Origin of the sequence: Vagococcus silagei, from assembly GCF_004795745.1 — a bacterium.
In the GTDB taxonomy this organism is placed as follows: Bacteria; Bacillota; Bacilli; order Lactobacillales; family Vagococcaceae; genus Vagococcus; species Vagococcus silagei.
This window is the reverse complement of the sequence record NZ_SDGV01000018.1, coordinates 21,858-34,008: the sequence shown is the minus strand read 5'-3', so window position 1 is coordinate 34,008 and position 12,151 is coordinate 21,858. Positions and strand designations below refer to the sequence as shown.

General features: G+C 36.0%; 14 protein-coding genes. 9 read left to right on the top strand and 5 right to left on the bottom strand.

Translation table 11 applies throughout. The features are described from left to right. Window positions 1-14: 14 nt before the first annotated feature. On the top strand, window positions 15-806 hold the full coding sequence (locus ESZ54_RS08800; RefSeq protein ID WP_136137306.1) for a DUF975 family protein: 792 nt from the start codon (window positions 15-17) through the stop codon (window positions 804-806). 240 nt (window positions 807-1,046) lie between these two features. Then, window positions 1,047-2,174, top strand: coding sequence for a DNA polymerase IV (dinB, locus tag ESZ54_RS08795; RefSeq protein WP_136137305.1), 1,128 nt, complete (start codon window positions 1,047-1,049; stop codon window positions 2,172-2,174). Window positions 2,175-2,215: 41 nt separating this feature from the next. On the opposite strand, the gene ESZ54_RS08790 is transcribed toward dinB, so the two are convergent. Then, the gene (locus tag ESZ54_RS08790; RefSeq protein WP_136137304.1) at window positions 2,216-3,427 is read right to left on the bottom strand and encodes a toxic anion resistance protein; all 1,212 of its coding nucleotides are present in this window, start codon (window positions 3,425-3,427) and stop codon (window positions 2,216-2,218) included. Next, on the bottom strand, window positions 3,428-4,129 hold the full coding sequence (locus ESZ54_RS08785) for a 5-bromo-4-chloroindolyl phosphate hydrolysis family protein (protein ID WP_136137303.1): 702 nt from the start codon (window positions 4,127-4,129) through the stop codon (window positions 3,428-3,430). A gap of 178 nt (window positions 4,130-4,307) precedes the next feature. Between ESZ54_RS08785 and ESZ54_RS08780 the strand changes: the two genes are divergently transcribed. Genes ESZ54_RS08780 through ESZ54_RS08765 form a run of 4 tightly spaced genes read left to right on the top strand, consistent with a single transcriptional unit; the run spans window position 4,308 to window position 6,308 of the window. Then, the gene (locus ESZ54_RS08780) at window positions 4,308-4,865 is read left to right on the top strand and encodes an NUDIX hydrolase (RefSeq protein ID WP_136137302.1); all 558 of its coding nucleotides are present in this window, start codon (window positions 4,308-4,310) and stop codon (window positions 4,863-4,865) included. Then, window positions 4,865-5,047: a hypothetical protein gene (locus ESZ54_RS08775; protein WP_136137301.1), complete on the top strand. Its 183-nt coding sequence runs from the start codon at window positions 4,865-4,867 to the stop codon at window positions 5,045-5,047. The genes ESZ54_RS08780 and ESZ54_RS08775 overlap by 1 nt, the downstream gene beginning before the upstream one ends. Before the next feature lie 13 nt (window positions 5,048-5,060). Then, on the top strand, window positions 5,061-5,750 hold the full coding sequence (locus ESZ54_RS08770; protein ID WP_136137300.1) for a 5'-methylthioadenosine/adenosylhomocysteine nucleosidase: 690 nt from the start codon (window positions 5,061-5,063) through the stop codon (window positions 5,748-5,750). A 12-nt stretch (window positions 5,751-5,762) separates the two neighbouring features. Beyond that, on the top strand, window positions 5,763-6,308 hold the full coding sequence (locus tag ESZ54_RS08765) for a cysteine hydrolase family protein (RefSeq protein WP_136137299.1): 546 nt from the start codon (window positions 5,763-5,765) through the stop codon (window positions 6,306-6,308). 156 nt (window positions 6,309-6,464) lie between these two features. Here ESZ54_RS08765 and ESZ54_RS08760 read toward each other — a convergent pair whose 3' ends face one another. Next, window positions 6,465-7,481, bottom strand: a complete 1,017-nt coding sequence (locus tag ESZ54_RS08760) for a YeiH family protein (protein WP_239433787.1) — start codon at window positions 7,479-7,481, stop codon at window positions 6,465-6,467. A 113-nt stretch (window positions 7,482-7,594) separates the two neighbouring features. Between ESZ54_RS08760 and ESZ54_RS08755 the strand changes: the two genes are divergently transcribed. Next, complete coding sequence (locus ESZ54_RS08755) at window positions 7,595-8,404, top strand: LysR family transcriptional regulator (RefSeq protein ID WP_136137297.1); 810 nt, start codon at window positions 7,595-7,597, stop codon at window positions 8,402-8,404. Window positions 8,405-8,488: 84 nt separating this feature from the next. Here the strand turns inward: ESZ54_RS08755 and ESZ54_RS08750 are convergent, their stop codons facing one another. Beyond that, window positions 8,489-9,037, bottom strand: a complete 549-nt coding sequence (locus tag ESZ54_RS08750) for a TIGR01440 family protein (protein WP_136137296.1) — start codon at window positions 9,035-9,037, stop codon at window positions 8,489-8,491. A 13-nt stretch (window positions 9,038-9,050) separates the two neighbouring features. Beyond that, entirely contained in the window at window positions 9,051-10,085 is a 1,035-nt protein-coding gene (locus ESZ54_RS08745; RefSeq protein ID WP_136137385.1) for a lactonase family protein, read from the bottom strand. 198 nt (window positions 10,086-10,283) lie between these two features. Here ESZ54_RS08745 and ESZ54_RS08740 point away from each other — a divergent pair, with 198 nt between their 5' ends. Together ESZ54_RS08740 and ESZ54_RS08735 are read left to right on the top strand one after the other, a co-directional pair. Further along, window positions 10,284-10,637, top strand: coding sequence for a PTS glucitol/sorbitol transporter subunit IIA (locus ESZ54_RS08740; protein WP_136137295.1), 354 nt, complete (start codon window positions 10,284-10,286; stop codon window positions 10,635-10,637). 11 nt (window positions 10,638-10,648) lie between these two features. After that, complete coding sequence (locus ESZ54_RS08735; RefSeq protein WP_136137294.1) at window positions 10,649-11,857, top strand: AI-2E family transporter; 1,209 nt, start codon at window positions 10,649-10,651, stop codon at window positions 11,855-11,857. Window positions 11,858-12,151 lie beyond the last annotated feature (294 nt).

The following is a 12,151-nucleotide window of genomic DNA, read 5'->3' as shown; positions in this document are numbered from 1 at the left end:
AGGAGGAGTGCTTTATGTATAAAACGTCAAGCGAACTAAAAAGAACTGCTAAAGATTCGTTAGCAGGTCGATGGGGCGAAGCCATCAAATTGAGTTTAGTTCCTGTCTTAATATCCGTTTTAGCAACATTAGGTGTAATCTTAATGTTTATAGTTTTAGGAGCTTTTGGATATTTTATGTATGAAAATGGTGGCGGTGAATATTTTGATGATGCTTATGCTGCTGGGTATGATGGATTTAGCCCAACTTTTAGCTACATTGTGTCGCCAATCATTAGTGTGGTTTGGTCAATTATTACGATTGGGATTTCATTTACATTCTTAGATGTGATTCGTCGTGAAGACAAAGGACCATTAGAAGTCAAAGATGCATTCCGTTTATTTAATGGAAATGATTTCGTACCTGTTTTCTTAATTAACTTAGTAATGAATATCTTCATTGGATTATGGTCAATGCTATTTCTTATTCCCGGAATAGTGAAGACTTATTCATATTCACAATCGAACTTTATTTATAAAGATTTATCGACACATGAAGATACAAAAAGTATGGGTGTGACATCTTTCATTACTGAAAGTCGTGAACTGATGAATGGACATAAAGGTCGTCTATTTTGGCTGGACCTAACTTTTATTGGTTGGCATATTTTAGCACCATTTACATTAGGTTTACTTTATATTTATCTAATTCCATATCAAGCTGCAACAAAAGCTGCTTTCTATGAAGATTTATCTAAAGGTCGTTATTTAAAAGATGAAGAAGCAGAAGCTGTTGTTGAAGAAGATGGCGAATGGACAAACTTTTAAGAATGAGATGATTCTCATTCTTTTTTTATCGTTTTGATACGATAAAACCCAATGAATTTAAGAATCCTACTGTATAATACGGGCATACCAATTATCCCGAATTGGTTTTTTATACTTAACTCCTATCGAGAGAAAGTAGAAACAACCTTCATTTCCACTAGAGCGACGGCTTTGGTGGTTTTTTTTTGTCTTTTTTGATATAGTAGGGGTACAGATGTTCGTATAGAAAGGATAGTTCGTATGACACAAGATTTGGTATTTCCTCTAAAAAACGATACCTCGAGAAAAATCATTCATATTGATATGGATGCTTTTTATGCATCTGTTGAAGAACGTGATCATCCTGAACTTAAAGGTCATCCATTAGTTATTGCAAAACATCCACATGATACGGGTGGACGTGGCGTGGTAACAACTGCCAATTATGAAGCCCGTAAATTTGGTATTCATTCGGCAATGAGTGCGCGTGAAGCTTATGAAAGGTGTCCCAATGCTAATTTTGTCTCAGGTAGAAGAGAACACTATGCTGACATCTCAAAACAAATTCATGCGATATTCCATCGTTATACGGATATCATTGAACCACTTGCTTTAGATGAAGCCTATCTAGATGTTACTGAAAATAAAATTGGTGCCAAAAGTGCGATTCGTGTTGCCCGCATGATTCAACTTGATATTTGGCAGGAGTTGCATTTAACTTGTTCAGCAGGGGTTAGTTATAATAAATTTTTAGCTAAGTTAGCCTCAGATTATCAAAAACCAAGTGGCTTAACGACAATCCTACCTGGTGAAGCACCTGGTTTTTTAGAGGATCTTCCAATTGAGAAATTTCATGGTGTTGGTAAAAAAACTGTACCACGCATGCATGAACTAGGAATCTATACGGGTAAAGATTTGGCTGAAAAAAATGAGATGGAACTAATCCGTGAATTTGGCAAAATGGGTTATTCTTTATATCGTAAAGTCAGAGGCATTCATAATGCACCTGTAAAAGTTGAGCGTGAACCGAAATCAGTAGGGAGAGAGAATACTTACGGCAAACCTCTTTATTCGACAGAGGAAGTAAAAGTTGAGCTGAGAAGCCTCGCCCAAAGTGTCTCACGTTCGTTAAATAAAAATCAATTACATGGTATGACTGTCGTTTTAAAAGTTCGTGATAAAGATTATGAAACCTTCACCAAACGGATTACTTTGCCTGACTATGTTGATGCGAGTGAGGACTTACTTTTTCATGCACACGAATTATGGTTTAGCTTCGAAGAACTGAAAGATAAGGGGATTCGTTTGTTGGGCATTACCGTTACCAATTTAGCACCTAAAACTTTTGAATTAATTAAGTTACCTTTGTGGGAACAAGATAAAAAATAAGAGGATGACACGCGTTTGTTGGCGAGTCATCCTCAAAGTGTTTATTGTTGGGTTAATTCTAAAAGTTTTTGTTTTAATTCGTCTTCCATTGACACCAACTCTAATTCAGCATTGCGGCGTTTTTCTTTACCTTCTTTTTGAATTTGTAGTGTTTCTTGAATGGTTTCGATTAAATCATTTTGTGTTTTTTGAAGTGTTTCAACATCGACAACACCACGTTCATTCTCACGGGCGGTTTCAATCGCTGAAATTTTCAGCATTTCAGAGTTTTTCGCAAGTAGATCATTCGTTGTTTCAGAAACTTGACGTTGCGCCGTTACAGCGTCTTTTTGACGTAATAATGTTAATGCAATCGCTACTTGGTTTTTCCATAATGGAATGGCAGTATTGATTGATGTTTGAATTTTTTCAGCCAAGGCTTGGTTTGTATTTTGAATCAAACGAATTTGTGGCGCTTGTTGAATGGTGATTTGACGTGCTAATTTTAAATCATGTGTTCGTTTTTCAAGACGATCGACAAATTGATTTAAATCATTTACAGTTTGAGCGTCCATTTGGTCGCCCGATTCTTGAGCTTTTTTAATCGCTTCAGGAATCGTTTGTGTTTGTAATTCTTCAATTTTAATTTCACCAGCTGCAATATAGACATTTAATGCATCAAAGTAGTCTTTATTTTGATGGTAGAGTTCTTCTAACATGACGTTATCTTTTAGCAAACCATCTTTTTCTTTATCTAGACGGACGGCAATTTTATCAATTTCAGCACCAATTTTTTGGTACTTAGCTGTAATTTCATAGATTGATTGTTTTACTTTACCAAACATGCGTTTAAAGATATTTGATTCTTGGGCCGCTAGTTCACTAGGATTTGCTTCGTTCAAGCGATACATTAAGTTTGTTAAGGCATCTCCCATCGGACCAACATCTTGCGCTTGTACTTGGTTTAACATTGAATGAGAAAATTCACTTAATTTTTGTTGGGCATTGGCACCATAGCTTAAAACAGATTGACTATCATTGACATCAATTTTATCAGCTAAAGCGTGGGCCTGTTGTTGCCGTTCTTCTGGTAATTTATCAAGCATTTTAGGCATATCAGCCGCCGGAGTTGCTGATATATCATTGACCACAGTTGCGTTTGGTAAGTCAGGCATGTCGAACGGATTGCTTAATAGATCATCTAAAGTACTGTTCTCAGCGATGGGTTCAATAGGTTTTGGATTGCTATCTAATGGATTTAATTCATCGTTCATTTACTCTTCTCCTTTAGGTTGACTTGATTTTTGTAAACGTGCATTTTGTTCAGCAAGTGAAATTTCAACTTCTAAGTCTTCTAGGTCTTCTTGAACAAATTTGTTGTAATCATTAACAAGGAGATTAGAAACTTGTTCAATTGCTAAAGCACATTGTTCTAAAGCTTGGTAAGTCTGTTTTGATTTAATATCATGTTGATTAATTTCTAAGTATTTAGTACTTAAATCAGTGATATTTGGCAGATGACTATAAAGAAATTGGTCAGCTAAATGTAATTTTTTTGGATCTTGAACTAATTCTTTAAACATTGCTTTAGCAGCAGTGACTGTTTGTAGTCTTAAATCAATTGATTTAAGTTTTGAAGTAGCTTTCATATTATGTTCAAGTTTAACAATTTGGTTTTTGGCATCAGCCATTGTTTTACGGAAGAAAACAACTTCTTCTTTATCCATGCCAAGTTGATAGTAGTGATCTTCTTTTTCAGCTGTCAGCTGTGGCAAACCTGAATCAGCAATCTCTCTTTGATCAGATCGTGAGAGAAGTACAAAAACACCTGTCACGATTGCAATGCCAAGGGCAATACCAGCGATACCAACGAAAAAATCATCAGCTGAAACGAAAATCAAACCTAAAAGAATCGTACAGATGGCAATGATCCATTTTGAAACTCGTTTTAATTTTATTTTTTTATTATTTGTCATAGTTTCACTCCTATATCATGAATGTTTGAATTAACTCTACGAAATAATATTACCATAATTCGCTGAGTACGATATCAGTCGAAAGGTTGATTTCTTTATAAGTCGTTAATATTATTGAAAAGCTAAACTATTCACTGTATTATTATCTTAACATATGGGTCGCAAAAGGAGCATAAAAATGACAGAAAAATTTGAAGAAAAAACAATTTCACGTGACGTAATATATGATGGAGCGGTTGTTCATTTAGTCCGCGATAAAGTTGAATTGCCAGATGGTCGAGAAGCGTTTCGTGAATTAGTTTTTCATCGCGGAGCAGTTGGTATCTTTGCTGTTACAAAAGAAGAAAAAATTGTTTTGGTGCGTCAATTTAGAAAAGCACTTGAAAAATCGATTTTAGAGATTCCGGCTGGTAAGATTGAAGAGGGTGAAGAGGATTATCAAAAAGTAGCCGAACGAGAATTTGAAGAAGAAACTGGCTACCAAAGTCAAGAGATGAATTTGATCACTTCTTTTATTACGTCTCCTGGTATTTCAAATGAAAAATTATATTTGTATGAAGCAAAAGATTTTCACCAAGTTGATAATCCCTTACCACAAGATGATGATGAGTTTTTAGAAATTGTGGAACTTAGTTTTTCTGAAGCAGAAGAAAAAATGGCGACAGGTGAAATTTGTGATGCAAAAACAATTTATGCAATGCTATACTGGCAGCAGAGAATAGAGGGACAAAAATAATGATTAGAAAAGAAAAAGTTAAAAAAGAGGAACACGACACTACTTCACAAGATCAAATTTTAACGCGAAGTCGTGTGAAAGAATTTCAAAAAACTAAAAAAAGAAATAAATGGTTAAACACAGCGATTATTGTCGTTGCAATTTTACTTGCAATTATGGCGTATGCTGTCTTGAATTTATAAAAGGGGAATGTAGATGAAAGTTGGAATTATTGGCGCAATGGCGCAAGAAGTAGTCTTATTAAAAGAGAAGATTACTGATTTAAAAGAATGGCAAGAAGCAGGAGCTAGTTTTTATAGTGGTAAGATTGGGAATCGTGAAGTAGTTGTCACTCAGTCTGGGATTGGAAAAGTTTTGGCTGCTGTGACAACAACTTTATTAATCAGCCATTATGATGTTGATATTGTGATTAATACAGGTTCTGCTGGTGGTATTGGTGAAGGGTTAAAAATTGGCGACTTAGTGATTTCAGACCGCTTAGCATATTCAGATGCAGATGTGACAGCCTTTGGTTATGCATACGGTCAAATGGCACAAATGCCGCTTTATTATGAAGCTGACGAAACATTAGCGCAATTAACAGCAAGTGTCGCGCGTGAAGCTGGCATGACTAGCCATCGTGGTCTAATCGTATCAGGTGATACTTTTGTCCATAGTCAAGAACAGATTGCTGAAATAAAGGGGCATTTTAAGGATGTGCTTGCTAACGAGATGGAAGGGGCTGCGATAGCGCACGTTGCTTATCGTTTTGAACGTCCGTTCTTAGTGATCCGTGCGATTAGTGATGTAGGTGATGAGGAAGCCAGTGTTAACTTTGACGAATTTATCGAAGCAGCAGGTAAACAATCGGCCAATCTTGTGATTAAACTTTTAGAAAAATTATAGGAGGACATTGCTGTGGAAGCCCTAATTTCAATTGACTATACATATGATTTTGTTGCAACGGATGGGAAATTAACAACAGGGACTGAGGGTCAAAGTATCGAAGATGATCTGGTTCAATTAACAAAAGAGTTTATTGAAAATGATGATTTTGTGGTGTTTGCAATTGATGGTCATGATGCTACGGATCAATATCATCCGGAGAATAAATTGTTTCCACCACATAACTTAAACGGTAGCATGGGTCGCGAATTATATGGCTCACTTAAGACTGTTTATGAGGCGTCACAATCGCGTGACAATGTGTATTGGATTGATAAACGTCATTATTCTGCATTTAGTGGGACGGATTTAGATGTCCGTTTGCGTGAGCGTAAGATTTATAAAATTCATTTAACTGGTGTGTGTACTGATATTTGTGTTTTACATACAGCAATTGATGCCTATAATTTAGGTTATGAAATTGTGGTTCATGAAAAGGCCGTCCAAAGTTTTGATCTAGTAGGACATAAATGGGCATTGGGACATTTTAAGAATTGCTTGGGTGCTGAAGTGAGATAAATATGAAAAAAGAAGACTGTGAGGTCTTCTTTTTTCATATTATGATGGGGTTTTGTGAGCTGGGATTCGACACTAAGCCAATCCTGATATTTTGACACAAACCGCCAAATTATCATGCTCACCTTACTGCTCAGCTCAAAGCGCCTGCGTCACCACCTAGATTTTAAATACGAATATCCACAGTACTACTAATACCACTTGTAGGACGCCGACTAGGATGGCGTAGACTAGGAAGCGGAGACCTTCGGCGAAGAAGCGTTTGAAGTTTAGTCTTAGTCCGATTGCGGCTAGGGCTGTGATTTCAAACCATGTACTAATCAAATGAGCATATTCTGCAATTTGCGGCATCAAAGTGATGAAACTGTTGATTAAACAACTGATTAAGAAACCAATAATATACCATGGAAGTGGTAATTTTATCTTTTTAGTCTCATGACCATGGAAAACAGTTTCTTCTGATTGAGGGATTTTTTTATCTGCAAATTTTCCAAAAGCAAATACAACGACAACAATCATCATGATTCGCATAATTTTGAAAAGTGTTGACCATTTGACGACTTCTCCACTCACCATACTGGCACTTGCTACAACTTGTCCAACGGATTGGAGTGTTCCACCAATCATCGCACTTTGTGTAAGTGCTTGTTCGGGATACAAGAAGGTTGCTAGGAACGGGAGTGTCAACATCAGGATGGTACCAAGTAAGTTGACTAAGGTAATAATTTGCCCTTTTTCTTCATCATTGGCACGAATCTCAGGTGCAATCGCTGCAATCGCAGAAGAGCCACAGACGGCATTACCGCCGGCCATTAATAATGAAGTTGTTTTAGAAAAGGCCATCTTTTGTCCAATAAAATAGACACCAATGATTGTGGTTGTCATTTGTAAGACAATGAATAAGAAACCATTAATTCCCATTTTTGAGATGGTTTGAAAAGTTACAGTGAATCCTAAAAGAACGATTGACCATTCTAATAAATGACTTTCTGAAAATTTTGTTCCTTTATTTAAGATGGAACTTTGACAAAAAGTGTTGCCTAGTAGAATACCTAATAAAATCGCGATAGTCGCGGCGCCGATTGAAGGTAACCAAATGGCAATAATTTTGCTAACAACTGCTACCAAGAATGATAAAATTAATCCTGGTAAAATTTCTCTAACGATAATTTTCACACTAACACTTCCTAAAATAGAATAAACTAAGTATAGCTCATTAGATTACATTTGAAAAATAAATAGTTAGAATATATACTATAAGAAAAAGTTATAGTTAGAGGCGATGAAGAATGTTTAAATGGTTAAAAACATTTCGGATGTGTTATGAATTACGTAATTTTTCTTTAGCTGCTGAAAAGCTGTATATTTCTCAGCCTGCTGTGTCTAATCAACTCAAACAGTTGGAAGAAGAGTTGGATTGTGTGCTTTTTGTTCGAACCGGTAAGCAAGAGATGACACCAACAAAAACTGCCGAAGTATTATACGGTCGTGTCTTAAATTTAGCTGATGACTGGGAAGAGACGCTTCACTTGGTGCGTGGTCAAACAGGTAATATTTTACCTTGTCGCATTGGTGCGTCTCATACTTTTGCCGTTTATTATCTACCAACAATTTTGAATGTGATGATTGCTGAATTCCCCATGCTAAGCTTTGAAGTTGAAATGTTGAATTCGGAAGAAGTCTTAGAAGGTGTTGAAAAACACAATTATCACTTAGGCTTTATTGAAAAACCATTAGTTACAGGAACGTCAGAGCGGATTGAATTACTAAAAGATGAATTAGTAATTGCAGGTCCAATTGATTCAGATGTTTGGTTAAGTCGTGAGGAAACATCAGGCGTTTATCACTATATGGATTATTTTTTAACAGATCATAATTTGAACCCTAAACGCATGCTTATCAAAAATAATGAAGTTATTGTGAGACTCTTAGCTGAAGGATTAGGTACGAGTATCATTTCAAAAAAAGCTTTACCTAAAGGTGTTCCTTTTACTACACTTGGTGAGGAGTATTTGCGACCGTGTTTTGCCGTGAAAGGGAGTCATTTAACAGCGAGTGTTTATGACGAGTTGATTGAAAGGATTAAGCAAATTTGGTAGGAAAATATTTTTTAAGCTGTGAACCTATTTTGGCATAATTAATCAAAAAAACCGTTTCTGTTTTTAGGAGAAACGGTTTTTTGATTAAAATTGATAGTTGGCTCGAGGACCACCAACCAGTTTTGGACGTGTACCAAGGGCTGAAAGATGCGCACTGCCTAGTGTACGATTTGAAAGTTTGATTGGAATTTGAACATGCTTGATATGCATGCCAATACTGGTATCTCCGATATCCAAGCCACCTTTAGCGACAATATGTTCTAATTCAACAGGATCCTCCATTAATTTATAAGCGGCTGTTGCGGCTGCACCGCCTGCTGTGATGACCGGTTTAACGGTGACTTGTTCGAAGGAAAGTGTCTCAGCTATTTTTCGTTCAATCGTTAAGGCACGATTAATGTGTTCGCACCCTTGAACAGCAAGATGAATTTGAAGTGGCGTTAAAACGTCAAGACAAGTTGCGACAATTAGCTCGCCCATTTCCTGATTGGTTCCTTCACCTATAGTGGCACCCATGACTTCACTTGAGCTACAACCCAAAACAAAAATATCATGCTCTTTTAAATGTGCTTTTTCAATTACTTCGTTTAATGTGTTTGTTAACGTGGTTTTTATTTCTTGATTAAAAGTCATTGTTTTCGCCTCTTTACTTGATATTGAATTTTACGCAGACGACTTCTGGAGCGTATATGTCTTTTTGTTGTAATGTTAGTAAACCTGATATTGTGTCTCTTGAGAATAAAGTTAGATTGTCAGAATTCTGATTTGCAACAACAACAAAAGTTTCTTCTAGGTTCAAATTGAAATCTCTTGGGAAATCACCTTCAACCGATAATTGTTGGAGGTGTGTCAATGTTTGATCTTCTTCTGACACCGTATAGCTGATAATGGAATTGTGGCCTCGATTTGAAGCATAAACAAAACGTCCATCTTTACTCACGCGAATCGCCGCACCACTATTAAATTCAGTATGCGTTGCAGGAATTGTTTTGATTGATTGAATTGCTGTAAATGTTCCTGTTTCCTTTGCGTAGTTCAAGACAATAATTTCACTTGATAACTCAGCAAAAAGATAGGCTGTTGTTAGGTTAGGGTGAAAGGCAATATGTCTTGGACCGGCTCCGGGAGCTGTTTTAAATTCGGCAACTTGGGTTAATTGACCGTCATTTGAAACATCATATGTGTAGACAGTGTCATTTCCTAAATTACATGCAACAACGCGATTATCGGGTGTTAAATCAAGATAATGAGCGTGAGGTCCGTCTTGATTTTCATGTGGCCCAGCATTTTGATGCTGAATTTTATCAGTTTGTTTGATAGATCCATCTGCGGAAATCTTATAAACATAAAGAATGCCTTGATGATAGTTGGCTGCAAAAACTAGTTGACGTTTTGTGTCAACCGCCACGTAACAAGGAGGAGCACCCGCTTCCGTTACACGATTGATAAATGTTAAAGATTGATCTTCATTTATTTTGTAACTTGCTACACCACCTTCAGAGCCTTGCTGTGTCACACTATATAAAAAGCGATTATCAAGTGTATCAAGATAAGTCGGATTTTGTTCGTCGATTCGTAAGGATAAATTTTGGAGTTCTTTTGTTTCAGTATTTAAATATATTTCGTAAATACCTTTACTCTCTCGTCTTGTATATGTACCTAAAGTTATTTTTTCTAACAATTGGTTCACCCTTTCAAATAGTTATTTCATCAGAAGTATAGCATATCCCATCTTGAAAATAAAAAGGAGCGATTGATTATTGTGAAAATAATCATGGCGATTTAAATAATTATTCTAGTTATCATATGTTGTGATGAAGGACTTTGGTAAAGTTGTGCTATAATGAGAAATATACTAAATTTTTAAAGGAGATTTATCATGATTGAATCAGTAGTAAAAGAAATTGGATCAGAAGCATTAAACAATGAAGAATCATTAATTATATTATTTGATGAGTCAGTGACTGAAGGCCTTGGAAAACATTGTGTCATCCAAAAATTTTCTGGTGCACGCTCATTTAATCTAAAAGAAGGTCAAACAATTTCATTTGATGACCAAAATTATTCTATCAAAAAAGTGGGCGAAGTGACGAATAAATTCTTGGACGAGATGGGACACGTTTCAGTTGTCTTTGGTCCAATTCCAACTGAAGACAGGTTAGTGAATGCTCTTTATGTGGAACCTTATGAAGTGCCCACAATTAAAGCTGGCACCCTGATTAAATATCAGTAAGGAGGCATATTATGAATAATAAAGTAAAAAATAAAAAACGAGCGGCGTGGTTAAACCATTTGATGATTAATAATCAAGTGGTGTCATCTTTATTAATTCTTTTATTGGTACTTTTAATTGTGTTACTGTTTACAAAAGTATCCTATCTTTTCCAACCGATTGTGCAATTTGTTGGAATTGTCGGTTTACCAATCATTATTTCTGGATTAATGTATTACATTTTTAACCCAATTGTGAATTTAATGGAGAAATATGGGATTAAACGTGTTTGGGGTATTACCATTTTGTTTGTTGCGATTATTGGACTCTTGACTTGGGGCGTTGTTATTCTTGTCCCTAAAATTGAATATCAAACGAAAAGTTTCCTGAATAATTGGCCAACCTATTGGAGAATTATTGAAGCTAAAATTTCAGATGTTTTGAATTTACCAATTTTTGATAAAATTGGTGAGCCTTTAGAGAAAAGCTTGAATGAGTTCTTTGCATCAATTAGTTCATTGACTAAAAGTTTATCGAAGAATGCATTTAAAGGTATTGGTAGCTTTGTTGGTGCAGTTGCGAGTGTTGTGTTAACTGTCGTAACGGTTCCGTTTATTCTTTTTTATTTATTAAAAGATGGCAAAGAATTAGTACCATACATGACTCAATTTTTACCGACCAAAATGAGAAAACCAACGGTAACTGTTTTAGCAGATATTAACAAACAGTTATCATCATACGTTCGTGGACAAGTGAACGTTGCGGTGGCAGTAGCAATTATGTTTATCATTGGTTTCTCTGTGATTGGTTTGGATTATAGTGTGACCTTGGGAATTCTTGCTGGTTTCTTAAACTTGATTCCTTATATTGGTTCTGCATTAGCAACCATTCCAGCGGTTATTTTAGCAATGGTTAGTGGTCCTAAAATGTTAATTGCTGTTATTATAGTCTTCATTTTAGAGCAAACGATTGAAGGTCGCTTTGTGTCGCCGTTAGTTTTAGGTAGTCAAATGAAGATGCATCCGATCACAATTATTTTTGTGTTATTAACAGCAGGTAAATTGTTTGGTGTTGTCGGTGTGATCTTGGGTATTCCTGGATATGCTGCAATGAAAGTTATTATTACCCATTTGTTTGAATGGTATAAAGAGGTCTCTGGATTATATGAAGAGGAACCTGTGGCGGTTGTGGAACCGCCTAAACTTGAAACGACATCAGAGACAATGGAAAAGAAAGAATAAAGATAAATTAATAAAAAATAAAAGAACAAAATCTTTTTGGATTTTGTTCTTTTTTTACGATATATTTTGACAAAAAGCGTCAAATTATCAGGATTGTCTTACTGCTTAGCTCAAAGTGCCTACTGTATCATTTGAGATAGACGGGATTTTCTGTGCTGGAGCTCGGCAATAAGTCAATCATGGAAATAAACTAAAAATCAGTTTTTTTCCATGCTCGCCTTATTGGTCGCTCCAAAGCGCACAGAAAATCACCTGGCTATCGGGATTTTTGGCGCTGAGGTTCGGTCACAAGCC

What these genes read in the sequence shown, in the direction of transcription:
- ESZ54_RS08800 (WP_136137306.1), top strand. Translation starts at nt 15, where the DNA reads ATGTATAAAACGTCAAGCGAACTAAAAAGAACTGCTAAAGATTCGTTA.
- dinB (WP_136137305.1), top strand. Translation starts at nt 1,047, where the DNA reads ATGACACAAGATTTGGTATTTCCTCTAAAAAACGATACCTCGAGAAAA.
- ESZ54_RS08790 (WP_136137304.1), bottom strand. Translation starts at nt 3,427, where the DNA reads ATGAACGATGAATTAAATCCATTAGATAGCAATCCAAAACCTATTGAA.
- ESZ54_RS08785 (WP_136137303.1), bottom strand. Translation starts at nt 4,129, where the DNA reads ATGACAAATAATAAAAAAATAAAATTAAAACGAGTTTCAAAATGGATC.
- ESZ54_RS08780 (WP_136137302.1), top strand. Translation starts at nt 4,308, where the DNA reads ATGACAGAAAAATTTGAAGAAAAAACAATTTCACGTGACGTAATATAT.
- ESZ54_RS08775 (WP_136137301.1), top strand. Translation starts at nt 4,865, where the DNA reads ATGATTAGAAAAGAAAAAGTTAAAAAAGAGGAACACGACACTACTTCA.
- ESZ54_RS08770 (WP_136137300.1), top strand. Translation starts at nt 5,061, where the DNA reads ATGAAAGTTGGAATTATTGGCGCAATGGCGCAAGAAGTAGTCTTATTA.
- ESZ54_RS08755 (WP_136137297.1), top strand. Translation starts at nt 7,595, where the DNA reads ATGTTTAAATGGTTAAAAACATTTCGGATGTGTTATGAATTACGTAAT.
- ESZ54_RS08750 (WP_136137296.1), bottom strand. Translation starts at nt 9,037, where the DNA reads ATGACTTTTAATCAAGAAATAAAAACCACGTTAACAAACACATTAAAC.
- ESZ54_RS08740 (WP_136137295.1), top strand. Translation starts at nt 10,284, where the DNA reads ATGATTGAATCAGTAGTAAAAGAAATTGGATCAGAAGCATTAAACAAT.
- ESZ54_RS08735 (WP_136137294.1), top strand. Translation starts at nt 10,649, where the DNA reads ATGAATAATAAAGTAAAAAATAAAAAACGAGCGGCGTGGTTAAACCAT.